Here is a 25,208-nt window from a genome sequence, read left to right on the forward strand (position 1 = left end):
CAAGCTTGTGACTAGACACCTCAAGCCTTGCAGGAAACGGCGTGTTTCATGTATCAGCGCAGGTCACAGCACCCACACATACGGCAGGAGAGCCCAAAAAGGCCGGAACGCCGAGCCGAGTGCCGGGATCATCGACAGTCAGTCGGTGGACGCCTCCGAGACCGTCGGTGAGGACAGCCGCGGATACGACGGCGGCAAGTCACGTGACGGGCGCAAGCGCCACATCCTGACCGACAGCGAGGGCCTGCTCCTCGAAGTGACGGTGACCACCGCGGACGTGCACGACTCCAAGGCCGCCCCCGCGCTGCTGGAGACGTTCATGGACCAGCCGGGCCGGCTGCTGAAGCTGGTCTGGGTCGACAGCGCCTACCAGGGCCCCGCACTGGCCAAGGCGTTCGCCCGTCACGGGGTGCGCGTCGAGGTCGTACGCCGCTCCGACGGGCAGCGCGGCTTCGTCGTCCTGGCCCGCCGCTGGGTCGTGGAACGCACGCTGAGCTGGCTGGCCCGCTCACGCCGCCTCAACCGCGACCACGAACGCCGCCCCGACCACCACACCCAGATGGTGTGGTGGGCCGCCGTGATCAGGCTGTCCCGGCGCCTGGCCGGGGACGCTCCGCGCTGGCCGGACAAACGCCCCGACCGACTGGCCCAGGCGCGGGCGTGAACCGTCCGTCCTTCGCCCGCACCAGCCAGCCCCGCTTCTCCAGCACGTAGGCACGGTGACGGATCTTCTCCACCTCGTTCTTGATCTCCGCTTCCCGGCCCACCGCCCGCGCAAGCTCCACCCCGTTCACCGGCCCCGAAGCGGCCACCACCGCGGCGAACACCTCCCGATACAGGCCGCTGAGCACCTCCTCACCCATGCCTGACCGCCACACCGGCGGCCGCTCGCCATGCACCGCGCCGGAGCCGCCCGATCCCCCAACCGCAGCCACCTCACCACCAGAAGGCACAGAAACCGGCGTATTCACCGGGCTCTCCTCGGCCAGCACCAACACGAGCTCCTCACGCCCCACCCGGGCCCGCTCGACTCGCTCCCGCGCGGCATCCACCTCCGCCTGAGCCTGCTCCAGAACCTCCGTCCAGGACTCCAGATCCTGCCTCGCCCGCACCTCACGCCGTTCCATCAACCCCAGCACCGACGGCATCGCACCCTCCTCGATCAACAACAAGCCGTCCGCTGCCTGCCCCTACCCCGTCGCGATCATGCCCCGCACACGAAGAAGCCCCTGCTCATCGAACAGGGACTCCCTTTGCCACAACGCACTTACATCAGGCCGGTCTGCGGCCGACACAGCTCGCAAGCCGGGGTCCCGTCGGCGAGGGCGGAGACGGCCTGCTCATCAGGAATCTCCTAGACGGAGACCTCGTCCACCGGCTGCCGCGAGTTCGGCATGTGCGCGAGCGACGGTGCGGGGGCCGGCGTCCTGCGGTCGAGCGGGATGATCTCAGGACTCATCTCCTGCCCCAGGAAGACCCGTCGTACCACGCGCTCGGCGGCAAACCCGTCGTCGTACGCGCAGAACCGCTCCCGGAACGCGGCCCGCAGCGCCGCCGCCTCCGGACCGCGCCAACTTCCGCTCCGAAATGCCTCGACGAGCTCCTCCTCGGTCGTGGCGACCACGCCCGGCGTGTCACCCGGCTGGCCGGAGAGCAGGTCGAAGGTGACGCCGCGGGACTGGGAGTACACGTCCCAGTCGTCGGCGTACACGACAATCGGCCGGTCCAGGTTGGCATAGTCGAATGTGATCGACGAGTAGTCGGCGATCAGCGCGTCGGCAGCGAGGCAGAGGTCCTCGACGACCGGGTACGTCGACACGTCGATGATCTTGCCCTGGTCCGCGAGGTGCCTGAGCTGGGTGTCCTCGCCGTAGAAGTAGTGGGTGCGGGCGAGCAGGACGTAGTTGTCGCCGAGTTCGGCGGCCAGTCGCCCCAGGTCCAGGGTGGGGGTCCAGTCGGTCTTGTAGTCGCGGTGGGTCGGCGCGTACAGAAGGGCCGTCTTGCCCGGGGCTATGCCGAGCCGTGCGCGGATCGCCGCCACGTCCTCGGAGCCGGCGCGGTAGTACGCGTCGTTGCGCGGATAGCCCGCGTCGAGGGACTCGAAGGAGGAGGGATAGACGCGCTCCCAGTTCTCCGTGGAGTGCGGGTTGGAGGAGACGCTGAAGTCCCAGCGGTCGACGCGGGCGAGCAGGCGGGCGAAGTCCATGTCCTTCGCGGACGCCGGGTACGCCTGCTGGTCCAGGCCCATGCGCTTCAGCGGGGTGCCGTGGTGGGTCTGCAGGTGGATCTGGCCCGGGCGCTTGACGAAGTGGTCCAAGAAGTTGACGTTGTTGACGAAGTACTTGGCGCGGGCCATCACCTCCCAGTAGCGGGGGGAACCGGGGAGCACGAAGTCGATGCCGTCGGGCACCCGGTCGGCAAGTTCCTTCCTGACCACCCATACGCCGTGCACCTGGGGCGCCAGCTCGCGGGCCTTCTCATAGACGGCGAGTGGGTTGCAGGACGGCAGGCGGTCCCAGTACGCGGAGTAGACCGCGAGGTTCTCGTCGAGAGGGCGGCGGCGCTGCAACGTGTAGTAGCCGGAGTAGGCCTTCCTGCCCACCTTGACCTTGGCCTTCTTGGCCCTCCTGAGGCCCGCCCCCTTGGCGCGACGGGCGAGTTCGAGGGCCTGGAAGGTGCGGTACGAGCCCTTGGTGAGCGCCCGCATCTTTTCGCCGGTGACCGTCTCGGGCGGGGTGAAACCGGCCGGCAGGTGGCGGCGGTAGAAGTCGAGGGTAAGACGGAAGAACTCCTCGCGGTCTGCGTGGACGACCCGCTCGGGGCGCGCAATCACGAACAGCATGTGGTTCATGGCGCGCTCGAAGAGCAGTGGCTTCGCCCAGTCGAGCTCCGGGCGCGCGTCGAGGAACGCGAACAGGCCCTCGTACTGCGGGAAGATGTCGAAGTGCTTGCGGCCTGGGGTGCGAGTGATCGCGCCCTGGCGGCGCTGCCGGTACTCGATGCCGACGCGAGCCAGGCAGCCGATGCGCTCTGCGGTGACCATCGCCATGAACGTGACTGGCGCGTCCTCATACAGACCCGGCGCGTACTGAAAGCCCTCCCTCACGAAGAACTCACGCCGGAACGCCTTGTTCCAGGCCACAAGGAAGAGGTGCAGGTACTCGGGCTCGTCCTTGATCCGGAACGTGTCCGTGCCCGCCTTCTCCAGGAGGTCGGCGGCGGCGCTGCCCCCGCCCTTGCCCCACCAGTGGTTGCGTACGTGGTCGAAGACGAGGATGTCCACGTCTCCCTGGACGTCGAGGCGGTCAGCAAGCGCCTGCAGCAGGCCGGGGGTGTACGTGTCGTCGCTGTCGAGGAACAGTACGTAGTCACCCGTCGCCTCCGCGAGGCCGGCGTTGCGCGCCCGGCCCAGGCCGACGTTCTCCGGCAGGTGCAGCACCCGCACCCGGGGGTCGCAGGCCGCGTACTCGTCGAGGATCGCTCCGCACTGGTCCGGTGAGCAGTCGTCGACGGCAATGACCTCAATGTCGCGGAACGACTGGCCCAGGACGGAGTCCAGGCACTCGCGCAGGTACCCCTGCACCTTGAACACGGGTACGACAATGCTGAAGCGGGGCATGGCTGGCGGACTCCTGGCGTACATCGGGACGGGCCGTCTTCCTGACCCTTGCGTGGGGCGGCAGGTAAGGGATGGCGCCTGAAAGTCCTGACGCAAGGGACCAAGACGGATAATCTTAACCGGCGCTTCACCAGACGCTATGCGGTGGGTCACCCAGGGCCGCGGCCGGGGGCCATCCGTCCACCAGCCTGGTGATCAGCCGGCGGGTCATGCCGGAGCCCGGTGGTCGCGCCCCTGGAGCCTGGTGTTGGAGAGCGAGTGGCGCAGGGTTGTGGTCTTTGCGGTCCGCCACGTGCTCGACCATGCCCCAGCCTGCGCGCACGCGTCGAGGAGCATGCCGGTGAACTCCTTGTTGGCGAGCTCGGTGCCGCCGCTGGTGGGATGAACCTCTCCACCCCGGCCGCCGCGCAGCACGATTTTGATGCCCCGGCAGTGGCCGGACATGTGCAGCCAGTCACGGAGGTGCCGGCCCTCGCCGCGCAGCGGCACTTTCTTCCCGTCCAGAAGGTGACGGCTCCCGAGGGCATCTCCCTGACAGTGCCCGAGTTGCCGATCGTTGCGGTATGCCCGAAGCATGAGGTGTCCGCAGGGTGGGGGTCTGACCGCCGAGAGACAGACCCGGATGGAAGCAGCCAGCATGTGCGCGAGCGGCCCAGTAGACGGTGCTCCGTCGGCCGTCAGAGGCCGAGCGACACGGGTTCGGCGCGGCTGAGTCGACGCCCGGTCGCAACAGATGACCACGTGAATCGGTGGGCCGCGATGCCGAGATCGGCGTCGCGGCCCACCCTTCCTTTCTGCCCCTTCACCACGGCTCGACCGTGGTCAAGCCGAGTTGAGTCAACGGGTCACGGCTTGATTCCCGTTGTTCGGCACCGCGTGCATGACGGTCAGCGTCATGCTGTTGTTCTTGTAGGACACCCGGAACAGGTAACCGCCCACGTTCAGGGCCCGGTTCTCCGGCAGCGCGTGGAAGGCGCCCTTGATCGAGCTACCGCTCATGATCGTGAACACGGTGCCCGGGGTCAGCTTGCCCCGCACGTCCAGGTCCAGCTCACCGTCCAGCACCAGGTTCCCCGCCGCCCGGACGCTCGTGTAGTCCCGGTCGCCGGAGATCGTGACGGCAACGCGACCCTGCTTGCCGATGGTCGCGTTCCCGCCGACGTTCAGGACATTGCCTGCGGCGCCGGAAGCGCCGGTGATCTGCGCGGCCTCGTCGGCCGTGAGACCGGGCCGCAGCACACCGCGGCTGACGTCGATGCTGTCACCCACGGTGCCGCTGCCGCCGAGCGTTCCGCCGCGCACGTCGACAGCGCTCGCGTGCGAGCCGACGACCGAGAGTTTGCCGTCGAGGACGGTGCTCGTCCCGTGCCAGGTCTCGCTGCCGGTGAGGAACAGGGTGCCGGCGCCACGCTTCGTGAGGCTGCCCTCGTAGGCGCGGGCCTTGCGGGCCTGCTCACGGCTGACCCCGATGGCGTAGTCCGACTTGTCGGCGTCGCTCGCGCCGGCCGGCAGGCCATTGGTCCAGCCCTTGGCGGCCTTGGTCGCCGCCCAGGCGGCCGCCTCGGCGGCGTCCTCCTGCTGGCGGGCCCGGATCGCGACGTCCGAGATGTCGTTCGACCACACGTCGTCGCGCCCCTGCGTGTCGACGACGAACGGCCCCAGGAACTGGCCCGGGCCGTTCATGGCCTCCCGCAGGCTGACCGTGCCCCAGCCGTTGCGGCTGTCCGGCACCTGCACGATCTGGCCGCCGGTGGGGTTCAGCACGGCGTTGCCCGCCGCGTCACTGATCGTGTTGTTCTGCCGGCCGGTGGTGAACATCGTGTAGAGCGCCTGCTCGTTGGTCATGTACGGGAAGCGCTGCATGATCAACGACAGTGCGGCCGCCGAGTGCGGGCCGGCCATCGACGTCCCCGACGAACTGCCGTAACGGGGCTCGGGAACGCCGTTGACGACCGACACGGTCGTGCTGTTGATGTTGTTGGCCGGCGCCGTCACGCAGGACCACTTCGCGACGCCGCACTGGTTGAACGTCTGCTGGCCGGGGACCAGGACGGAGCCGTCAGGGTTGAACGTGCGCCCCTGGGTGGGGTTGATCCCCGACGTCGTGTACCAGCTGCCCTCCAACTCGGGCATGAAGTACGGCGCGGCGCCTCGCGGCGACGGGTTCACGTAGCCGCTGTTACCGGCGGTGAACTGGATGACCGAGCCGGTACGCGCGGCCTCGATGGCACCGTTCAGCCAGTGGGCGGCGCTGCCGTTCGCGTCGACGACGCCGTCCGGAGTGGACCAGAGGCGCCATGCCGTGTTCAGACCGAAGCCCGCCGGGCTGCCGGGCGGCGTGTCATACGTGTTGTAGTTTTCCGTTTTGGGCTGGCTGCCCCAACTGCTGGTGATGATCCTGATGGGCTCGCCGTTCGCCGTCTTGGCGGCGTTCACGGCCCGGTAGACATTGCCGATGTAGGCGTCGTCCGGCGTCTGCGCGGCGGTCGGGTTCGCCGGCAGGAGACCGTAGAGCACGCCGTCCGTCTTGCCGGTGTTGCCCATGTACACGTTGCTGTTGAACGCGACGCCGTGCATGTTGGCATCCGGCCCGGCCGGTTGCGTCTCGCCGACACCGTCGCGGCTCGCGCCGATGGTCCCGCTGACGTGGGTGCCGTGGCTGTCGTTGAGCGCCGGGTTGTAGAACCCCGGCGTGGGGCCCGTCTGGCCGCCCTGGGCCTCCACTGAGAAGTAGCGGTCCCCGACCGCGTAGTTCGTGTCCAGGCTTCCGTGCTCCCGGACGTGCCCGGCGAATACGCCCGAGTCGACGACGCCGATGTTCATCCCGGTGCCGGAGTAGCCGGCGGCGTAGGCGAATTCGGCTCCCATCGACACCAGGCCGGCGTCCCGGTTGAACTCAGGGGTACGCCAGCTCGCCGCGTCGCCGAGCCGTCCGGGATCTCCCTCGTAGGTCTTGATCGGCGGTGGCACGGGCACCTGCCCCATCGCCGGCTGCGCGGCGACGCCGAGCACCACTATCGGTATCAGCGCTGCGATCAGCGCCGGCTTCACGCGTTTTGTGTTCGACACTCAGACCCCCTCCAAGATCGATTGCGCCGGATGCTATTCCTCCTCCCGGAGCGGATCAAGGTATCGGCGGACACGTTTCTATCTACGTCGGAAGTAAGCACCAGAGGCCGGGCGATCCGCGGACCAGCAGGTGGCGGTGGCCAGCCCTGGAGTCGTGCAGCGCGATGTCGGCCCAGTCGTAGAAGCGTTGCCCCTTTGCACCGGTCCCGGCGGGCAGCTTCTGCCAGGCGCCGGGTCGACTTCGTCGTCCACCGCAGCGGCGACATCGAATCTCCGCGCACATCCGGCTCGACCGGCGCCAGCAGCGCGGGCCGCAGTTCCGGATCCAGGTCGACCACGCGCTTGCGGCCACCACCCGCCCGGCGAACCCGCCCCAATGAGCATTGTGCAACCTGAATTCGCTGGTCATGGGGCTGGCGTGGGCGGGGGCTGAGGTGCTCGTGCCGGTCGTGGACGTGATCGGTAGCAGGTGATCGTCTGGCGCATTGCCGGTTCGCCGGAATCGCGATGCCGGGTCCGGAGTGCCTCGTAGGCTCCGAGGAGAGCTGGGGCTGTTGGCGGCGGGGTTCGGTCAGCCGCTTTCCCGGTAGTTCATGAACCAGTGGGTGTTGAAATAGCGGGCCATCGTGAACGGGTGGTGCGGGTCGATGAGGATGCGGCAGACGAACTCCGCGGCCTGGCAGTCAAAGGGCATGTCCGCGCCGTCGAAGGACCGGACCACGACGGGCCAACAGTCGGGGTCGTCGCCGTCGGCCCTCCAGCAGTACAGGTCCTCGTGCTCAGTGCCTGCCCAGATGAGCAGACCGTCCTCTCTGAGGTCCGTCCACGGCTCCTGATTCAGGTCCAGGTATCCGTCGAAGGCGCCCTCGCCGAACGTCTCGACCATGCGCTTGTAGTCGCTCGGCAGCGCAGTGCCCAGGCGCGACTCCGCCTCCGCCCAGTCCACGTCCGGCCGTTGGGCGGGCTGTGTCCAGCCGGTGATCCGTCTGAGCCGCTCCATCCAGTCCACGTCCTCATCCTCATCCGGAGCGACCGCCAAGGGTTCTGGCACCTCCCTGTGAGCGACCACCAACACCGGCCGCTCGGCCCCCTCGGCGTCCCGCGCCATACCCGTGCCGACCCACTGATCCCCGTACGCCCACGCCCGTATAGTCACGGCCCGGTCCTCGAAGGGTACGAGGAGAGCCGCGCCCCTGGACTCGTCGACCGTCGGATCGGTGAAGCCGTCGAGGACGAGGGTGCGGGGGACGCCGTACCTGCTGTCGAGTAGGTCGGTCAGGTCCTGTGGGGCCAGGTCACTGGGCAGGCACATGTAGCCGTCCCCCGGGCCGAGTTGGGCCAGTAGGTCGTCGACGGTCGTTTGCGTGAGCTCCATGGCGGACAGTGAAGCGCACCGCACCGACAATGGGCATCGTCCAACCTGAAGCTCCATGCCACGAGGCTGGCGTGGGCCGAGGCTGGTGTGCTCACGCCGGCCGCGACGCCTTGATCTCGCGGCATTGGGTGATCGTCCGGCAGCGTTGGACCTCGGCATTCGTCAGCACGTGGAGGGCCCGCAGGAGCGTGGTCGCGTCGATGCCGACTCAATGCTGATTCTTCTGGCGATGCGACAGGTGTTCTTGGACTGGCCGAGTTTTGCGGGTGCGCATCATGCCGCAATTATCGACACGAGGTCGCGGGTGCGCACGGGTGACGGAGCGGTGGGTTCTTGGGGCGGGTGCCGCGGCGGCTCCGGCGATCTCGAAGCACCAGATCTTCGCGGACGGTGGCGAGGAACGGGTCGGCACGTGCTGAGCACCGCCGTGCGACCGGCGCGGACCCCCGGCACCCGTGCCTTCGGCGCTCCATGGCCCGCCCGGCACGGGACGCAGGTGATATACACCGCGTATGCCCCGTTTGCGTCTTCTGCTCACTGCTGTGATCGGCAGTAGCCGGAGGTGTTCGGCAGTCCGTGTGGGGCGCGCGCTCTCCCCGCGTGGCGCGCTCGCCCTGCAGAGCGTGGACGGTGCCCTGTCCTTCGCCCTGCGTGCCGCGCTGGCGATGGCGCTGCCCGCGCTGCCCATGGCACTGGCCGGGCGAGCCGACCAGGCTGTCTACGCCATGCTGGGATCCTTCACCACCACGTTCGGGCGCAACCTGCCCTACGCGCGCCGTGCCCGCGTGCTCGCGCTGGTCGCGGCGGCCATGACGGCGTGCGTGGGCTGTGGTTGGGCTCTTGCCGCGTGGGCCCATCCACGGGACGGGGGAGCGCTGCCGTGGTGGTCGCAGCCATGGCCGCGGTGGCCGGGATCGCGAAACTCGCCTGTGACGCGGCGCGCCTGAGCGGGCTGGGCGCGGTGCTGCTGCTCTTCTCCTTCGCTGTGGCGGCCAATGGTTCGCCGGCCCCGGCCGACGTCCTTCCCCATACCGCCCTGGCCGCTTTGGGCGCGGCCGTGGCCTGGGTACTGGCCGTGTCGGGCTGGTTCGTGCACCCGGATCGTCCACAGCGTCTCGCGGTGGCCGCTGCTCTGCGCGAGCTCGCGGACCTGGTGGAGGCAACCGGCGCGGGGGACGGAAGCAGGCTCGTCCGGCACCGGGCGATCGCCGCTGTTCTCCAGGCGTATCGGACTCTGGGTCTCCTGCCTCCGACAGCCGTCGAGCAGGGCGGCCGGGGCGGCACGTGCGTCCGTCTGACCGATCTCTCCTGGTCGCTGCTGACCGGTGCCGCCCGCCGGCAGCCGGACGACCCCACCCGCCTGGCGCGGGACCTGCGCCGCCAGGTCCGCCTGCTTGTGAGCCGGCGCCACCGGGTTCCGCGACTCCTGCCCGAGCTGTCGCTTCCGTCCCTGGTCGCCCAGGCCGGCATGGTCTCCGTGGTGGGCTCCGAGCCGGTTCCGGCCGATCCGACGGTCCGGCGCGCCGCCGAACTGAGGGCCGCGGAACTGGTGACGGGGCGGCGCCCCGGCGGCCGCGGCCACGTGTCGGTCCTGCTCGTTCCCGCCCTGCGGATGATCATCGGCACCGGTCTTGCCGGAGGGACAGCCCTTCTTCTGGGCCTCGGCCACGGCTACTGGGCGGCGATCTCCGCCGCCGCGGTGCTCCATTCGATCAACGTCCGCACGGCGGCACAGCGCGCCGTCCAGCGCACTTTGGGCACGGTCGCCGGACTGATGCTCACTCTCGGCCTGCTGTCCGCGCGCCCCGACCCTGTGCTGCTCGTCCTGGTGATCGTGCTCCTGGAGTTCCTGCTGGAGTACGTCGTGGCGCGCAACTACGGTCTCGGCGTCGTCTTCCTCACGCCGCTGGCTCTGCTGCTGTCCGACCTGGCCTCTCCCTCGCCTGCCGGAGCCCTCGTCGAGGACCGGGCGCTGAGCAGCCTCCTCGGGATCGCCATCGCGCTGGCGTGCGCGCTGTTGGTGGCCCACGACCGCGCGGCGGTCCGAGCGGAGCGCGCGCTGGCCGCGTGCACGGAGGCGTCCGAGCGTGCCGAGCAGGTGCTGGACGACCGCTCGGAGCCGTCGTACGCGATCGTCCAGACGCACCTGGCGGCAGCTGTGGTGGAGTTGCGGGAGGCCGACGACGCCGCGGCGGGCGAGCTCTGGCCGGCGGAGATCGATCCCACGGAACTCGCCGCCGCGGAGCAGCGTGCCTACCTTCTCCTGGAGCGGCTCGTCCGGGGAAGGTGATGCCACGCGGAGTGCCGCCCGTGCGCGCTCCCTGTTTCAGGCGACGGGGCTGATGGTGACCTTGACGTGCTTCATGATCGGCTGATCGCTCTGGGTGCTGTAGTCGCCCAGCGCGCACAGCACGTTCATCTCGGGCATGTAGCCGGCCGCGCAGCCGCGGGGGATGTTGTAGGGGATGGCGAGGTAGCCGCTGAGGGACCGCTGACTGCCGTCCTTCGCGGTGCTCGTGATGTCGACCGGGCCGAGGTCGGCGATGCGGCGTTCGCGCATGTCGGCCCGGTTCATGAAGACGAGCGTGCGCAGGTTCTTGATGCCACGGTAGCGATCGTTGCCGGAGTAGATGGTGGTGTTCCACTGGTCGTGGGACCGCATGGTGCACAGCGCCAGGGTGCCGGGAGCCGGGACGACGTCGGGGAGTTCGGCGGTGGAGAACTCGGCGCGTCCGGACGGGGTGAGGAAGACCAGTTCGCGGGCGGGCTGCTTGATGCGGAAGCCGAGGGGCAGGCGCACGCGGCGGTTGAAGTCCTCGAAGCCGTCGAGGACCTTGGCCATGGTGTCGCGGATGCGGTCGTAGTCCTCGATGTACCACTCCCAGGGCGTGGCGCTGTCGGGCAGGGCGGCCCGCGCCATGCCGGCGACGATGGCCGGCTCGGACAGCAGGTTCGAGGAGGCGGGGCGTTTCATCCCGATCGAGAGGTGGACCATGCTCATGGAGTCCTCGACGGACGTGCTCTGGATGCCCTTGCGCTGATGGTCCTTCTCGGTACGGCCGAGGCACGGCAGGATGAGGGCCCGGCGGCCGTGGACGACGTGGCTGCGGTTCAGCTTGGTGCTCACCTGGACGGTGAGGTCGCAGTTGCGCAGTGCCGCGTAGGTGTACGGGGTGTCCGGTGCCGCGAGGGCGAAGTTGCCGCCCATGGCGACGAACACCTTCACATCGCCGCTGTGCATCGCCTTGATCGTGTGGACGGTGTCCAGGCCGTGCTCGCGGGGCGGCTCGATCCCGCAGGCCTCGGCGAGGCGGTCCAGGAACTCGTCGGTGGGGCGGTGGTCGATGCCGCAGGTGCGGTTGCCCTGGACGTTGCTGTGCCCTCGTACGGGGGAGGGGCCCGCTCCTTCGCGTCCCAGATTGCCGCGGAGCAGAAGCAGGTTGACGATCTCCCGGACGGTGTCGACGCCGTGCTCGTGCTGGGTCAGCCCCAGACACCAGCTGACGATGCTGCGGTCGGCCTCGCCGTACACGCGTGCCGCTTTGAGGACGTCGGCGCGGCTCAGCCCCGACTGGTTCTCGATCTCCTCCCACGACGTGGCCTCGCACAACGCGCGGTATTCCTCGAAGGCGGCAGTGTGGCGCTCGATGAACTCCCGGTCCAGAGCCCTGGGGGCGGATTCGGACTGCTCCAGGATCGCCTTGGCCATGCCGCGCAGCAGGGCCATGTCGCCGCCGATGCGGGGCTGCAGGTTCAGCGTGCTGGTGCGGGTGGTCTTGAAGAGGGCCATGTCCGTGAAGTCGTGCGGGACGATGGTGCGCGTGGCCGCCGCCTCGACGAGCGGATTGATGTGCACGATCTGGGCGCCGCGGTGGTAGGCCTCGGCGAGGGCGGTGAGCATCCGGGGCGCGTTGGAGGCGGCATTGACTCCCAGGATGAACAGCGCGTCGGCCGCCTCCCAGTCCTTGAGGTCGACGGTCCCCTTGCCGGTGCCCAGGGATGCCTGGAGGGCTCGGCCGCTGGCCTCGTGGCACATGTTGGAGCAGTCCGGCAGGTTGTTGGTGCCCAGTTCACGGGCCATCAACTGGTAGAGGAACGTGGCCTCGTTGCCGAGCCGGCCGGAGGTGTAGTACGACGCCTGATTGGGGTTGTCGAGGCCGCGCAGGGCACGGCCGGCCACCTCGAACGCGTCCTTCCAGCTGATCGGGACGTAGTGGTCCGTATCGGGGTCGTAGACCATCGGTTCGGTCAACCGCCCCTGGTTCTCCAGGTCGTAGTCGCTCCACCCGGCGAGCTCCGTCACCGAGTGCGCGGCGAAGAACTCGCGCCCGACCCGCTTGCGGGTCATCTCCCAGGTGACGTGCTTGATCCCGTTCTCGCAGATGTCCAGGTGCAGACCCTTGGTGTCGTCCGGCCACGCGCAGCCCGGACAGTCGAACCCGGTGTTCTCGTGGTTCATCCGCATGATCGCCCGCGGCCCGTCCACCAGCGCACCTTCGCGCACCAGGAGACGGGTCACGCTCTTGGCCGCGCCCCAGCCTGCGGCGGGGTGGTGGTAGGGGTGGAACTCCGGATCCTCCTCGGGGGTGGGCCCCACACGGGGCTCCAGGGGTTCCTGTTCGTCAGTGTTGGCGCTCAAGACTCTCAACCCTTCCACCATGCGGGCATGAGGGGATCAAACGGCACTTTCGGGCAGGCTATGCCCGCTGGTACCCGCCCGCCATTCGACTTTCGGGGGACTGGGCGATGCCGGATATTCCACGTCGCGCTGCACCCCGGTTCACGCGCCGCTACTCTGACGCTGTCCCCCTCTATTACTTTTGCGGCTTATTGTCCGTCGGGAGTCTCATGGCCGCGTCCCAGCCCGTCGTCACGCCGCCCTCCAGCGCAGCGCTCCTCCTGGTGGCCACCATGGCCCACGGTGGTGAGGCGACCGTGCGCAAGGGGCTCCAGGATCTGGCGGGTCCGACCCGCTCCGTTCTGACGCTCCTGACGTACACGGACGAGGCCGTCGTCGTACTGGAAGCCTGAGACCCTTCACCGAGCTGCCGAGACATCACTCTCGAGGCCCCATGAACCGCTGGCTGATGCTTTCCGCCGTTCCCCGACTCGCGGGCACGGCGCTCGTCGGAGCGGTCGTCGGCGCGGCCGTCGGCATCCTGACCCACCCACCCCTGGGAATCCTCGCCGGGATCGCCACTGCGGAAACGTTCTTCGTCGTGACAGGGTGGATCGCCCTGTGGCCCATGGACGCCGCCACCACCCATCGCAACGTCCGGCGCGAGGATTTCCGGCCCGTCGTCGAGGAACTCGTCGTCGTCGCGGCCGCCGTGTGCGGACTGGTCAGCATCGTGGCGCTGCTCCTGGTCGGCCACTCGGAACTGAGCCACGCCGCGGCCGCGACAGCACTCTGCGGCGTGTTCATGGCCTGGGCGGCACTTCACCTGACGTACGCCGCCCGCTACGCGTACATCTACTACCTGCCACCCGGGGGCGGGATCGACTTCAACACCGACGACCCGCCGCGGTACAGCGACTTCCTCTACTTCAGCTACAACCTCGGCATGACCTATCAGGTCTCCGACACAGACGTCTCCAGTTCCACGATTCGCGCGGTCGCCCTCCGGCACTGCCTGCTCTCCTATGTCTTCGGCGCCAGCATCCTGGCCACCACCATCAACCTCGTCGTTGGAATCGTCACGGGGTGACACGAGGGCGGTCCCGTACGGTCAGGCCAGGACCGTGTCCCCGAGCCAGTGCGCGGCGAGAAGCGGAATGCCACCTTCGCGGAGCTGATCGACCGGTATGCCCTTCACTTCGCCGACCGGGGAATCGGCCCCGGCGACATCGTCGCGGTCAAGCTTCCCTGGGTACTGACCTCGGCCGGCGCATAAGCAAAGGGGCCACCCGGCCAACGACCGGACCGGAGTCAACGGCGCGATCCGAGCCCACTGAGTGTCAGCCAACGGCACAGCCAGACCAACGACCGGATGATCCGAACGAAACGGTCCGGCGCTTTGACCGCAGAATTTCGCCGGGCTGGTGGCTCCGTCTCGATATCCTGCACAGCATGATCAACTCATACGCGAGTTTTGACGATGCCGGAGTTGCGATAGCTGGGGCACGCGCCGGCGCGGATGTGGTGCGCAACATGTACGGACAGCGGCTCACCCGCATCGATAAGGGTGCCGGGGACTTCGCCACCGCCGCCGATGTGGAGGCTGAGAAGACGATCCTCGGCGTCATCCGTGCCGCTCGGCCCGCTGATGCGGTGCTCGGCGAGGAAGGCGGGCAGCACGGTGCTGCCGACGCCGTGCGCCAGTGGTTGGTGGATCCCTTGTGCGGCACGCTGAACTACGCCGTGGGCAACATGTTGGTGGCCGTCAACGTGGCGCTGCGCAACGGGGCGGCGGCGGTGGCCGACCCGTTCAGCGGCGAGGTCTTCTTCACCGACGGTGAGACCGCCTGGGTGCGGCACGACGGGGCCGATGCGCCGCTGGCGCCCACGCCTGCTACCCGGCTGGTGGACGTCAACCTGGATCCGCCGTTCCCGAGCGCGCCCGGCTTCCGGGCCGTGGACCTGCTGGCCCACCCCGAGTTCGTCGAGCGGTTCCGGCCGCGTGTCGTGTCCACGACTCTGGCGTTGGCCTGGGTCGCGGCCGGCAAGCGCGCCGCGTACGTCACCGATGGCGGTGACCTGTCCGGGAGCGTGCATTTCGCCGCCGGCATCGCTGTGTGCCGGGCTGCCGGCTGTGTAGTCACCGGGATCGACGGCGCCCCGATCGGGCCGGCAGGCCACGGACTTGTGGTGGCCGCTGACGCTGAGACCCACGGGCTGCTGATGTCGATGATGCGCAGCCGCAGCTAGTGCCCCTCGGCACGGAGCAGTGGCAATGCGTCGTCCGGTACGACGTAGACCTGGCCGTTCCTGGTGACGGTGTGAAAGAGAACCGACTCGCGCCCGGGCCGCGTCGCGAGCTTGATCTCACGGACGACCGGCTGCCGGTCCTTGGTGACACCGATCTGCACCTTGTCGCCGGTCACCAGCGTCAGCGGCAGGTCCGCCCGAGTTCCGGCGGCAGCCTGGAGCAGGTTGTCACGGACCGACGCGGGCAGGTTCAGGTTGCCGGAATATCGGCGGAGGAACGCCAAAGCATTTATGAACGGGGGAAAACTGCTGGCGCCGCGTTCGGCAATATGGAGCTGCGCCGATGATGCGGTGCATCAAGCGGGCTGGTGCGGACGTCAGAAATCTCGGATATGTCCAGCCTTTTCGAGGATGCTGCTGATTTCGGCAATGCGGAGGAACAGCAAGGTATTTGATTGCCGGCACAAAGGGGTGTGCCCCTGGCACAAGGGCGTACCTTGTGCCAGGGGTGCGGTCAGGAAAGGGCTGCCGTGAGGGTCAGCGAACGGCGTAGGCCTTGATCAGGGTCTGCTCGATCTTGCTGCCGTTGGTGTCCTGCGCCTTGACACGCAGCGACACATAGCCCTTTGCCGGGTTGCGGACGGACACCTTGTAGTGGCCGTCGACCTTTGTCTTCACCGTCGCGGGGCTCCAGGTGGCACCGTCGTCGGTGGACATCTCCACCTCGACCCCGTCGATGTCCCGGGCGGCGCCGGTCTGGAGCGCGAACGACAGGTCGAAGTGATAGGTGTTGCCACCCTTGGCGGTGTTCTCCGCATTTAGGTCGAAGCCGTACTCCGGCCAGAGCAGTGCCAGTTCCTCCTCCCCGCTCACCGGCCGGGCGGACTTGAACGTCCACGCGGTGCTGGTCTCGGTGGACAGCGGGAACCACGCGGGGTGCGACGTGTCCATGGTGATCCGGTAGGTCGCCGGGTCAGGGCTGACCGGCAGCATCATCAACGCGCGCGTCGTCTCGGCGAGGAGCTTCTTGTCCTGGTACACCCGCACCGTCGCCTTGTCGGCCGCCGTGCCGAACCAGCCGAAGTGCTCCGGTTCGCTGTCACCCATCTCCGGCACGATGAGGGTCATGTCGTCGCTCTCGCGGACCGCGCTGGTGTTCGCCGGTCCTGCCGGGCCGTTCGCCGCGCCCAGCCAGGTCTCCTCGCGCTGTTCGCCCGGGCTGTAGGTGCGCAGTACGTCATTCATGCGGCGGCCGATGTTGGTGGGGTCCGGGAAGACCGCGCGGGACCACCGCATGTCCTTCAGGGTCGGCCACCTGCTGCCGGTGGAGTACCACTCCTCCCGGTCCAGCGGACCTTCGATGAACTCCACGACCTGGACGATGAGGCGCTCCCTCGGGCGGACCACCACGCCGGTCTCGCCGAGTTTGGCACCCTTGGTGCTGCGGTATTGGGACTTCACCACGGCTGAGTTCTCCGCGGTGACCGCGTCGGTGGGGTCGGCCGGAATTCCACCGGGAACCATGAGAGCGATGTTGTACACATACGGGCTCTTGGCGATGCCGTGCAGGTTGATCAACGTGGGACCGTCGGCCATCCGGTCGAAGAGCACCGCGCCTTCGTCCTGGGTGAGGCTCCAGGCCGGGATGGCGGTGCGGGCGACGAGGGGCACACTGGCGTAGAAGAAGCCCGGCTGGTCGCCGATGATGATCACTCCCTTCGCACCGGCATCGGCGACGGCGGCGATCTGGTCGGCAGTCTTCCGGGTGGCATCGTTGGTGACGACCGCGAGCTTGCCGCCGAGGTCCTTGCCGGCCAGGTCCTCGGGCCGTCCCTTGCCGGCGTTGACTGCCCGGAGCGTGCTGGGGCCGTCCAGCCGGGCCGCATTGAACACTGGCTCGAGCGGGAGCGCGCCACTCTGCCCTGCGATGGATGCCCGGATCGCCGGGGCGTACCTGCGCTGCTGGAAGTCGAACTCGAAGGTGCCGAGCTTCACCGGCTTGGTGGGCACCACGTAGGCATGGTCCCAGATCGGGCTGATCATGAGCTTCATGAAGTCAAACCCGTAAGTGCCGGGGAGTTGCTGGCGGTACCCGATTCTGTAGCCGTTCGGCTCGGACGCCTTGGGCGTCGCGACCTTGACTTCCTTGCCCAGCCGGGCATCGAGCGTGATCGTCTTGTCCGCCTTCAGTTCCACCACGGGGTCGCCGGCGAGGGTACCGTTCAGGATCTCGACTCCGGCCTTGTCCCGCGTGTAGACGACACCCATGACCGAGTAGCGTCCCAGCGGCACTGCGACAGTCGCTGTTCCGTCCCGGAGGTAGGGCTGGATGACCTCGTCCTCGTCCAGGTCGAACACGGCCACGTCGGTGCCCTGCGCCGGGTTTCCGTTCCGGTCGATCGCGTTGATGGTCAGGTCGACGGTGGGCACCCCCTTTGTCGCGCCGACCGTGGTGTGGATCGTGCTGCCGTCGGGCGCGGTGGCGGTGACGACACCCGTGTAGTCACCCAGGACGCAGAGTTCGGGGTGGTAGGTCACCGTCACGCTCGCGGTGGAGTTCGCCGGGACCGTCACGCTGGTGGCGCTGAGCGTGAACGTGCCGCTCGGTGCGGGCCCCGTCTCCCCGGAGCCGGCCAGGCGGAGCGACAGCGTGGTGTCCGCTGCGGAGGTGTTGACGTAACTGACCGTCTTGGTGACCGGCGCGCTCTCGGTCGTCGACTTGCCCATGCTGACGACAGCGGGCTTGGAGTAGACGGTGGCGTCGATCGCCTTGGGCACGTCGACTCGGCCGCCGCCCTGCTGGTAGGCGGTGTACGAGCCCTGCTTGGCAGTGCTGACCAGCACCTGCTTGAGCCGGTCGGCGGTCCAGTCCGGGTGGCGCTGGGCGAGGATCGCCGCGGCGCCGGCCATGTGCGGGGTGGCCATCGAGGTGCCGCTGGCCGCGGTGTAGTTGGCGTCGACCGGGCGACCCATCGAGGTCCCGGCGGCGCGCGCGGCGACGATGCCCACGCCCGGTGCGGTGATCTCCGGCTTGACCGCGAAGTCGCCCTTGCGCGGGCCGCGGCTGGAGAAGTCCGCGAGCAGCTCCGACTTGGACACCGCGCCCACAGTCAGCGCGGCGTCGGCGGCACCTGGCGAACCCACGGTCGACTTGTCCGATCCCTCGTTGCCGGACGCGATGACGAACAGCGTGCCGGAGGATTCGGTGAGCTGATTGACGGCCTGGCTCAGCGGGTCGGTGCCGTCGCTGGCGACCGGCGAACCCAGGCTCATGCTGACGACGTCCGCACCTTCGGCCACTGCCCACTCCATGCCGGCGATGACCCCCGACTCGGGTCCGCTACCGGCGTGGTCGAGGACCTTGCCGATGTACAGGTCGGCGCCCGGCGCAACGCCCTTGAACTTGCCACCCGACGCGGCACCCGAGCCGGCGATGGTCGAGGCGACATGCGTGCCGTGACCGTGGTGGTCGACGACGTCGGGGTCGTCGGTGAAGTTCTGCGCCTTCTTCATCTGCCCCGCCACATCGGGGTGGTTGGGGTCGATGCCGGTGTCGAGGACGGCCACCTTGGTGCCGGTGCCGTCGTAGCCGGCGGCCCACGCGGTCGGTGCGCCGATCTGCGGCACACTCTGGTCCAGTGTCACGTGCACCGGCTTGTCGAGCCAGAGCTTCTTGATGCCGTCGGCGAGCTTCGGTGCCTTCGTCGCGGCGGTGCTGTCGTCGTCGACGGCCTCCCAGAACGTCACCGCCTTCTTCTTGCCGGCGTGCAGCACCACCGCGTTGGCGCTGGGCAGCTCGTCCTTCTTCACCGAGCCGGCCGGCACGGCCTGCTTGAGCGCTTTGCCGGCCTTGCCCGGCGCGCCCCCGTAGGTCGCGATCAGGGGTACGGCGGGGCGGTGTGCGTCGTCGTAGCCGTACTCGACGAGTTTGGTGACGTTGAACAGCTCGCGGTCGAGCTCGTTCGCGGCGAGGTAGGGCTGTGCCTTGTCCGGGATGACATAGACCTCGTCGCCTGCCTTCATGGTGGAGAACGCCGCCGGGGTGCCGTCGGCCGCGGGCTCGATCGTCGCCGCCTGGAAGCCGTTGGCGTGGCGTTCCAGCGTCACCACCTCGCCGGTAACGAGGGTGACCTTGTGCGCGGCGACAACCGGGCCGTCCTGACGTGGCTGGGTGGCCTGAGCGACCGACGCGGCCGGTGTTGCTGCGGCGGCGGCCGGCAGGGTGATGAGCGTGCCGGCCACACAAGCCGCGGTGAGCATCCCCAGGGCCGTCCGCACTGGACGGCGTGTCAGCCGGTAGGCTCTGGAGGTGGTTGAGCGGGCTGGGAATCCGGTCGACCCAGCCGGTCGTGACTGTCTCATCAAGGCGTTGACCTTCTCTGAGGGGGAGTGAAGGCGCGCGAAAGCCACGCGGTTGCGGGAATTCGGCGCCGCGTCGGATCACTGCATTGGATGCGGTGTGTGGTTGTGCTGCACTTTCAGGTGTGAGCAGTGCAGCAGTACCAGGACGGCGGACCACGCGCCGCGTTGATGCGGCGGCCGTGCGCCGCCGCTGTGTCAGCTTGGTGGTGTGGCAGGGGAACCTCGCTGCGCTGTGGGGTCCGGAAACTCGGGCCGGCCGGAGGGGTTGGGCGGGTCTGCAGGATTCGGTCGTGCGGTCGGCTAGGTGGGGCCGGGCAGCGGTTCGGGAATCAGGCCACGGCCCAGTGCCGCCGTCACGGCGCCGGTGCGGCTGTCCACCCCGAGCTTGGCGAAGACACGGACCAGGTGGGTCTTCACGGTTGCCTCGCTGATGAACAGCGCGCGTGACACCTGCCGGTTCGAGAGGCCCTTCGCGAGCAGGACGAGAATCTCTGTCTCGCGCGGGGTCAGTGTGGACTGCGGTGCCCGCATGCGGCCGAGCAGCCGAGTGGCGACGGGCGGAGCCAGCACGGTCTCGCCGGCCGCGACGGCGTGCACTGCGGAGATCAGATCCTCGACCGGCGCGTCCTTGAGCAGGTAACCGGTCGCACCCGCCTCGACGGCGGCAAGGATCTCGGCGTCGGTTCTGTAGGTGGTGAGGACCAGTACCCGGGGCGGGGCCGGCAGGGCCCTGATCCGGCGGGTGGCCTCGACACCGTCCATGCGCTCGCCGCCGCCTCGCCCGCTGCCGGTCGCATTGGTGGCGACGCCTGACGCCTCGTCGGTTCCGCCGCCCATGCGCAGGTCCATGAGGACCACGTCGACCTCCGTCGGCCCGGCGACCATTCGCAGCGCCTCGGCGCCGTCCCCCGCCTCACCGGCCACCACGACCTCGGGTACGTCATCGAGCAGCGCACGCAGGCCACGGCGCACGACCGGGTGGTCGTCGACGATCAGCACGCGCACCTGCGCAACGGAGACGGTCCGCGGCGCGGTCATGATGTCACCCCATTCGGAACTGGCAGACTGGCGGCAACCGCCGTTCCCTCACCGATCGAGGACTCGACGGTGAGCGCGCCGCCCAGCTCCTCTATCCGCTGGCGCATCCCGAAGAGCCCGAAGCCGCCACGGGAGTCCTGTCGAGGCAGCTCCGGATCGAAGCCCTTGCCGTCGTCGAAGACATCGAGCGTCACCCGGTCGTCCAGGTAGCACAGGCTCACCACGCACCTCTCGGCGTGCGCGTGCCCGCGCACATTGGCCAGCGCCTCCTGAGTCAGCCGCAGCAGTGCCACATCGCACTCGGCGCCCAGCGGGTACGGTTCCCCGTACAGATGGAAAGCGGTGCTGAGACCGTCCTCGGCGCTCCGGTCGACCAGTCGGCGCAACGCCTCGGGCAAGGGCGTCTCGACCAGGGGCGGCGGGCTCAGTTCGTACAGGAAGCGCCGGCACTCGGCGAGGTTCGCCGTGGCGACCTCGGTGGCCGCGGCGGTCCGCTCCTGCGCCAGGGATGCGTCCGGCGGCAGCGCGGCGTCGGTGGCGCGCAACAGCATGATCACGCTCGAGAGGCCCTGCGCAACCGTGTCGTGTATCTCCCGGGCCAGCCGCTGGCGTTCGGCGAGCCGGCCGGCCTCCCGCTGCGACTCCGCCAGCGCGTCCCGGGTGACGACCAGCTCAGCGATGAGCGCCTTGCGGGCCTGGCTCTCCCGGTACAGCGACTGGTACCCGAGCAGCGTCAGCGTGGAGACCAGCGCGCCCAGCAGCGGTCCGGCCACCTGGGGGATCCCCAGCGTGCCGGCCTCCGCTCCCTTGGCGGCGACCACGATGGCAGTCCCCAGAGCGACGGCCACGACCGCCAGCCGCAGCGGCAGGTGCAGGACATACAGCGCGAACAGCGGGAACCCCAGCCAGCCGAACCCCGAACTGAACGCCATGAGGCAGGTCCACACCGCGGTCAGCGCGCCAAGCCAGTGCAGCACACGGCCCGGGTTCCCTCCGGTTATGTCGACGGACTCGGTGGGTTCCTCGCGATGTCGAGAGTCGGCAGGCCTAGCAGGGCCGGCGAATCCCACCGCGTACGTGGCGGCGAGGAGCACGGACAGGGCGGCCACGATGGACGTGTCCTGGCTCGACACAGCGGTGCCCGGACCGATCACGATCAGAAGGGCAGCGACGAGCGAGGAAACGAACAAGCCGTTCAGTGCATGCCGCAGCGTCGGCGACATGGCGCACGCCGCCCCTCTGGGCTGCCCAATCCTCATCCGCGCCTCACTCCCGGTTCACTTCAGGCGGTCAGCGCTGAGACTAAGCCGTGCACCGGTTCGGGGTCGTGTCCATCGTTCGGTTGACTTGGGAGGGTGCTTGATCCTTGATCGCCCTTGAATGCAATGGTTCTCGAGGCGGATGACGGCCGCAGAGAAGTGGCCTGCCGGGGCTGATGTGCTAGTGCCGTGACCGGCAATGTTTGCCCCGTGAGGAGCGTCGTCCAGTGCGTGCGATCGCAAGGCGGCCGGAAGTCCTTGGATGGGGTCTCCCCTGCTCGAACGGAGTTGAGAGCTTGGGGATGGAGCTACCAGGGCTTGTGGCCAACGCGGCGAGCGGGCGTGCTGGACGGCGCGACGGGGCAAAGCTTGCCGGGAGGGGCACTAGATGGGGGAGAGCGATTCGAACACTGCGCCCGTCTTTCCTCGCCTTCCTCCTGTCTCATCGCAGGACGCCTCGATCCTCCGCAACTGCCACCGACGTGACGTCAACTATCGGGACGGCGCTCTTGAGGAGAAAGCCGGAGGCGCCGGCACGTAGCGTGTCGTAGACGTAGGAGTCGTTCTCGTGCCGCTTTCGGCAATGTGGAGCTCGCCGATGATGCGGTGCATCAAGCGGGCTGGTGCGGACGTCAGAACTCTCGGATATGTCCGGCCTTTTCAAGGATGCTGCTGATGTTGGCAATACGGAAGACCGGCAAGGTATTTGATTGCCGGCACAAAGGGGTGCGGTCAGGAAAGGGCTCCCGTGAGGGTCAGCGAACGGCGTAGGCCTTGATCAGGGTCTGCTCGATCTTGCTGCCGTTGGTGTCCTGCGCCTTGACGCGCAGGGAAACGTAGCCCGATGCCGGGTTGCTCCCGGACGCCTTGTAGCTGCCGTCGCTCTTGCTCTCGGCCTTCGCGGGCTGCCAGGTGGCACCGTCGTCGGCGGACGCCTCCACCTCGACCCCGTCGATGACCGGGGTGGCGCCGTTCTGGAGGACGAACGCCAGGTCGAAGTGGTAGGTGTTGCCGCCCTGGGTGGTGTTCTGCGCATCCAGGTCCAGGCCGTACCTCGGCCAGAGCAGCGCCAGGTCCTCCGTGCCGTTCGCCGGCCGGGCGGACTTGAACGTCTACGCGGTGCTGGTCTTGGTGGACAGCGGGAGCCGCGCCGGACCTCGGTCGAACACCGAAAGGTCGCCGGTCGCCGGGTTTCCGTTCCGGTCGATCGTGTTGACGGTGGGCACGTCCTTTGTGGCGCCGACGGTGGTGCGGATCGCGGTGCCTGGTTCGTGGTGGACCGTCAGGTCAGCGACGGGGGCCCGGAACGTAACAGGCACGGCTTCCAGGATCATGGAGTTCTCGAGGCCCCGTGATCCGAGTGGAAGACCGTGCGTGCCGACACGTCACCGCTGATCCCGCGCGCTCTTGACCGGCTTCGCGAGCATTCCGCAGTGTCTGGGCCGACGAGCGTGAAGGTCGCCTCGACCTGTTCCGCTGGCTGCACCGCTGCAACACCGTCCGCCGCCACTCCAGCCTCGGGCAACGCAGCCCCATCACCTACGAACGGGCACTCAACACAACATCAACTAACCTGCCCCCAACCGCAAAGCCCGTGTCCAGGAATCCGGGGCAAGCCCCGATCTGCGACAGAGCCCGTTCATCCGTACTGGCTGAGCACTTCAACGAGTACGCGGACAGCCCGGCCCATGACCGGGCCGGAGCCCAAGTCGGCAGCCTACAGCGTTGATGCGGAGGACTGCGACGGGGTGTTGGGGTCGTTGGGGAAGATGCTCTTGGGTGTCGTCCGTGCTCGACGGATCGCCACCGACCTCGTTGTACACCACCTCTGCGAGCAGATAGGCGGGCAGGTCGAACTTCTTCGCTGCATTCCACCGTCTCAAATCCGCCCTTTACCTCAGGCGCGCTGGAAGGATTCCGGCCATGACCGACAGCGCCCCGGGCCAGCAGGCCCGCGAATTGCTCACCAAGGCATCCCAGCACCCGATCGCCAGCCCCCAGCGCGACGCCCTGGTGGCTGAAGCCGCCGTGTGGGCACAGTTGGAGCACGCAGCCAGCGTGGACAAGTACACGGCCGTAGTAGTCGATATCGAGTCCGCACTGGCATCCCTCGCCGCCCCTGTGCAGAAACTCGGCAGCGAGGTCGGCGACCTGACCGAACGGATCAAGCTCGGCCAGAAGTGAGCGCCCACGTTTCCGGCCGCGGGGCAGCCCTCCGCACTCTGCCCAGAAGCAGAAGGCTCTCGTCGCGGCGTATCAGGCTTCAGGAGGTGGAGCTTGGGGAAACCACAACTCCCCGCGGCCCGCACGGGGTCGCAGCCGGCGGCGTTCCGTCCGTTGCTCGCGCCAGGCCGGTGTTCGCTTGCTCAGTTCGGGTCGGCTGACGTGAAGGTGACGGGTAGCCGATCGGGGCCGCGCAGCCCGCCCGGCCGCCACTGCAGCTCGCCGGGCGGCACGGCCAGGGTGAGGTGGGGAAGGCGGCGCAGGGCGGTGCCGATGGCGATCTGGCCCTCGAGCCGGGCCAGTGGCGCCCCCAGACAGTAGTGGATGCCGTGCCCGAACGCGAGGTGAGCGTTGTCCTGTCGGGTGATGTCCAGGTGATCGGGGTCGGAGAACCGCGCCGGGTCGCGGTCGGCGATGGCGGAGGCGACCAGCACGGTTGCGCCGCGTGGGACGGCCACGCCCGCGATGGAGACGTCCTCGCGCGCGAACCGGGCGATCCCGGGGCTGACCGGTCCGTCGTAGCGGAGGAACTCCTCGATCGCGCCCGGCAGAAGCGCCGGATCTTCCCGCAGCATCTGAAGCTGGTCGGGGTGGGCGAGAAGCGCGGCGATGCCGCTGCCGATCAGGTTGACCGTGGTGATGTATCCGGCCACCAGCAGTAGGAAGGCCATGGCGATCAGCTCGTCCTCGTCCAGCCGGTGCTCCTCGTCCCGGGTGGTGATCAGCGCACTGAGCAGGTCGTCCCCGGGCCGGGCCCGTTTGGCCTCCAGGAGCCTGGTCAGGTACGAGCGCATCTGCCGCCACGCCGCGTCCACCTGGGCCGGATCCGGCGGCTCCACCCCCTGGAGGATCATGTCGTCGGTCCGCTGTTGGAAGTCGTGCCGGTCGGCCACGGGCACCCCGAGCAATTCGCTGATCACCGTGACCGGAAGCGGCAGCGCGAAGTCCTCGACGAGGTCGGCGCGGCCGACCGGCACGATCGTGTCGAGCAGTCGGTCGGCGATGGCCTGGACGCGAGGTTGCAGCTCGGCCACCCTGCGCGCTGTGAACGCTTTGGAGACCAGGCGGCGCAGGCGGGTGTGGTCGGGCGGGTCGGAGCGGAGCATGTTGCGCAGCATGGACTCGGGTTCCGTCGCGGGCAGCCGCTGCATGAGCTGTGGATCCGACGCGTCACGGACGTCGCTGCTCAGCCGGGGGTCGGACAGTGCCACGAGGCCGTCTTCGTAGCGCGTGACGAGCCAGGCTTCCAGGCCGCCGGCGATGACGACGCGCCGTACCGGGCCGTCCTCGCGCAGCTGTCGGTAGAGCGGGAAGGGGTCTGCCACGAAGGCCGGGTCGGCGTAGGGCAGAAGGACCGGCTGCTGGCTCATCATGCCTCCCAGAAGGATCCGCGAA

Annotated in this window: 20 protein-coding genes and 2 pseudogenes; 7 read left to right on the plus strand and 15 right to left on the minus strand. The window is 68.7% G+C overall.

Annotated elements, in window-relative coordinates; all coding sequences use genetic code 11:
• Positions 1-7: 7 nt before the first annotated feature.
• On the plus strand, positions 8-664 hold the full coding sequence (locus ACGFSA_RS28205; RefSeq protein ID WP_393308880.1) for an IS5 family transposase: 657 nt from the start codon (positions 8-10) through the stop codon (positions 662-664).
• Here ACGFSA_RS28205 and ACGFSA_RS28210 read toward each other — a convergent pair.
• The 7 genes and pseudogenes from ACGFSA_RS28210 to ACGFSA_RS28240 form a co-directional block, all read right to left on the minus strand.
• Positions 582-1,148, minus strand: coding sequence for a hypothetical protein (locus ACGFSA_RS28210; protein ID WP_393308881.1), 567 nt, complete (start codon positions 1,146-1,148; stop codon positions 582-584). The two genes, ACGFSA_RS28205 and ACGFSA_RS28210, sit on opposite strands and share 83 nt — an antisense overlap.
• A gap of 119 nt (positions 1,149-1,267) precedes the next feature.
• Positions 1,268-1,351, minus strand: a complete 84-nt coding sequence (locus tag ACGFSA_RS28215; RefSeq protein WP_393308916.1) for a DUF6233 domain-containing protein — start codon at positions 1,349-1,351, stop codon at positions 1,268-1,270.
• 3 nt (positions 1,352-1,354) lie between these two features.
• Positions 1,355-3,619, minus strand: a complete 2,265-nt coding sequence (locus ACGFSA_RS28220) for a CDP-glycerol glycerophosphotransferase family protein (RefSeq protein ID WP_393308882.1) — start codon at positions 3,617-3,619, stop codon at positions 1,355-1,357.
• Positions 3,620-3,826: 207 nt separating this feature from the next.
• Positions 3,827-4,108 carry a hypothetical protein gene (locus ACGFSA_RS28225; RefSeq protein ID WP_393308883.1) on the minus strand — a complete coding sequence of 94 codons (282 nt, stop codon included), beginning with the start codon at positions 4,106-4,108 and terminating at the stop codon, positions 3,827-3,829.
• Positions 4,109-4,456: 348 nt separating this feature from the next.
• On the minus strand, positions 4,457-6,688 hold the full coding sequence (locus ACGFSA_RS28230) for a S8 family serine peptidase (RefSeq protein WP_393308884.1): 2,232 nt from the start codon (positions 6,686-6,688) through the stop codon (positions 4,457-4,459).
• A 209-nt stretch (positions 6,689-6,897) separates the two neighbouring features.
• Positions 6,898-7,065 (minus strand): annotated as a pseudogene (locus tag ACGFSA_RS28235) (ISAzo13 family transposase); the annotation flags it as partial.
• Positions 7,066-7,259: 194 nt separating this feature from the next.
• The gene (locus tag ACGFSA_RS28240) at positions 7,260-8,063 is read right to left on the minus strand and encodes an SMI1/KNR4 family protein (RefSeq protein WP_393308885.1); all 804 of its coding nucleotides are present in this window, start codon (positions 8,061-8,063) and stop codon (positions 7,260-7,262) included.
• Between the two features lie 512 nt (positions 8,064-8,575).
• Here ACGFSA_RS28240 and ACGFSA_RS28245 point away from each other — a divergent pair.
• Positions 8,576-10,353, plus strand: a pseudogene (locus tag ACGFSA_RS28245) (FUSC family protein).
• Between the two features lie 36 nt (positions 10,354-10,389).
• Here ACGFSA_RS28245 and ACGFSA_RS28250 read toward each other — a convergent pair.
• On the minus strand, positions 10,390-12,723 hold the full coding sequence (locus ACGFSA_RS28250; protein ID WP_393308886.1) for an FdhF/YdeP family oxidoreductase: 2,334 nt from the start codon (positions 12,721-12,723) through the stop codon (positions 10,390-10,392).
• Between the two features lie 188 nt (positions 12,724-12,911).
• On the opposite strand from ACGFSA_RS28250, the gene ACGFSA_RS28255 reads away from it, so the two are divergent.
• From ACGFSA_RS28255 to ACGFSA_RS28270, 4 genes are all read left to right on the plus strand, one after another.
• Positions 12,912-13,094, plus strand: a complete 183-nt coding sequence (locus ACGFSA_RS28255) for a hypothetical protein (RefSeq protein ID WP_393308887.1) — start codon at positions 12,912-12,914, stop codon at positions 13,092-13,094.
• A gap of 41 nt (positions 13,095-13,135) precedes the next feature.
• On the plus strand, positions 13,136-13,771 hold the full coding sequence (locus ACGFSA_RS28260) for a DUF1345 domain-containing protein (protein WP_393308888.1): 636 nt from the start codon (positions 13,136-13,138) through the stop codon (positions 13,769-13,771).
• A 48-nt stretch (positions 13,772-13,819) separates the two neighbouring features.
• The gene (locus ACGFSA_RS28265) at positions 13,820-13,957 is read left to right on the plus strand and encodes a hypothetical protein (protein ID WP_393308889.1); all 138 of its coding nucleotides are present in this window, start codon (positions 13,820-13,822) and stop codon (positions 13,955-13,957) included.
• Positions 13,958-14,133: 176 nt separating this feature from the next.
• Positions 14,134-14,931, plus strand: coding sequence for an inositol monophosphatase family protein (locus ACGFSA_RS28270; protein WP_393308890.1), 798 nt, complete (start codon positions 14,134-14,136; stop codon positions 14,929-14,931).
• Here ACGFSA_RS28270 and ACGFSA_RS28275 read toward each other — a convergent pair.
• The 6 genes from ACGFSA_RS28275 to ACGFSA_RS28300 form a co-directional block, all read right to left on the minus strand.
• Complete coding sequence (locus ACGFSA_RS28275; RefSeq protein WP_393308891.1) at positions 14,928-15,215, minus strand: hypothetical protein; 288 nt, start codon at positions 15,213-15,215, stop codon at positions 14,928-14,930. The two genes, ACGFSA_RS28270 and ACGFSA_RS28275, sit on opposite strands and share 4 nt — an antisense overlap.
• Before the next feature lie 253 nt (positions 15,216-15,468).
• Complete coding sequence (locus ACGFSA_RS28280) at positions 15,469-19,173, minus strand: S8 family serine peptidase (RefSeq protein WP_393308892.1); 3,705 nt, start codon at positions 19,171-19,173, stop codon at positions 15,469-15,471.
• Positions 19,174-19,593: 420 nt separating this feature from the next.
• Positions 19,594-20,331 carry a response regulator gene (locus ACGFSA_RS28285; RefSeq protein ID WP_393308893.1) on the minus strand — a complete coding sequence of 246 codons (738 nt, stop codon included), beginning with the start codon at positions 20,329-20,331 and terminating at the stop codon, positions 19,594-19,596.
• A complete protein-coding gene (locus tag ACGFSA_RS28290) occupies positions 20,328-21,554 on the minus strand; it encodes a sensor histidine kinase (RefSeq protein ID WP_393308894.1) in 1,227 nt (408 codons plus the stop codon). Before ACGFSA_RS28290 ends, ACGFSA_RS28285 begins: the two co-directional genes overlap by 4 nt.
• 791 nt (positions 21,555-22,345) lie before the next feature.
• Positions 22,346-22,531 carry a hypothetical protein gene (locus tag ACGFSA_RS28295; RefSeq protein WP_393308895.1) on the minus strand — a complete coding sequence of 62 codons (186 nt, stop codon included), beginning with the start codon at positions 22,529-22,531 and terminating at the stop codon, positions 22,346-22,348.
• A gap of 171 nt (positions 22,532-22,702) precedes the next feature.
• Positions 22,703-22,909, minus strand: coding sequence for a hypothetical protein (locus ACGFSA_RS28300; RefSeq protein ID WP_393308896.1), 207 nt, complete (start codon positions 22,907-22,909; stop codon positions 22,703-22,705).
• A gap of 604 nt (positions 22,910-23,513) precedes the next feature.
• On the opposite strand from ACGFSA_RS28300, the gene ACGFSA_RS28305 reads away from it, so the two are divergent.
• Positions 23,514-23,774, plus strand: a complete 261-nt coding sequence (locus ACGFSA_RS28305; RefSeq protein ID WP_393308897.1) for a hypothetical protein — start codon at positions 23,514-23,516, stop codon at positions 23,772-23,774.
• A 182-nt stretch (positions 23,775-23,956) separates the two neighbouring features.
• Here ACGFSA_RS28305 and ACGFSA_RS28310 read toward each other — a convergent pair whose 3' ends face one another.
• The gene (locus tag ACGFSA_RS28310) at positions 23,957-25,183 is read right to left on the minus strand and encodes a cytochrome P450 (protein WP_393308917.1); all 1,227 of its coding nucleotides are present in this window, start codon (positions 25,181-25,183) and stop codon (positions 23,957-23,959) included.
• Between the last annotated feature and the right edge of the window lie 25 nt (positions 25,184-25,208).

Source organism: Streptomyces sp. NPDC048496 (assembly GCF_043200055.1).
GTDB lineage: Bacteria > Actinomycetota > Actinomycetes > Streptomycetales > Streptomycetaceae > Streptomyces.

Bases quoted from the DNA above. Each gene is read 5' to 3' on its own strand.
- ACGFSA_RS28310 (WP_393308917.1), bottom strand. From the start codon at position 25,183: ATGAGCCAGCAGCCGGTCCTTCTGCCCTACGCCGACCCGGCCTTCGTG.
- ACGFSA_RS28220 (WP_393308882.1), bottom strand. From the start codon at position 3,619: ATGCCCCGCTTCAGCATTGTCGTACCCGTGTTCAAGGTGCAGGGGTAC.
- ACGFSA_RS28240 (WP_393308885.1), bottom strand. From the start codon at position 8,063: ATGGAGCTCACGCAAACGACCGTCGACGACCTACTGGCCCAACTCGGC.
- ACGFSA_RS28255 (WP_393308887.1), top strand. From the start codon at position 12,912: ATGGCCGCGTCCCAGCCCGTCGTCACGCCGCCCTCCAGCGCAGCGCTC.
- ACGFSA_RS28270 (WP_393308890.1), top strand. From the start codon at position 14,134: ATGATCAACTCATACGCGAGTTTTGACGATGCCGGAGTTGCGATAGCT.
- ACGFSA_RS28250 (WP_393308886.1), bottom strand. From the start codon at position 12,723: ATGGTGGAAGGGTTGAGAGTCTTGAGCGCCAACACTGACGAACAGGAA.
- ACGFSA_RS28285 (WP_393308893.1), bottom strand. From the start codon at position 20,331: ATGACCGCGCCGCGGACCGTCTCCGTTGCGCAGGTGCGCGTGCTGATC.
- ACGFSA_RS28290 (WP_393308894.1), bottom strand. From the start codon at position 21,554: ATGTCGCCGACGCTGCGGCATGCACTGAACGGCTTGTTCGTTTCCTCG.
- ACGFSA_RS28305 (WP_393308897.1), top strand. From the start codon at position 23,514: ATGACCGACAGCGCCCCGGGCCAGCAGGCCCGCGAATTGCTCACCAAG.
- ACGFSA_RS28210 (WP_393308881.1), bottom strand. From the start codon at position 1,148: ATGCCGTCGGTGCTGGGGTTGATGGAACGGCGTGAGGTGCGGGCGAGG.
- ACGFSA_RS28260 (WP_393308888.1), top strand. From the start codon at position 13,136: ATGAACCGCTGGCTGATGCTTTCCGCCGTTCCCCGACTCGCGGGCACG.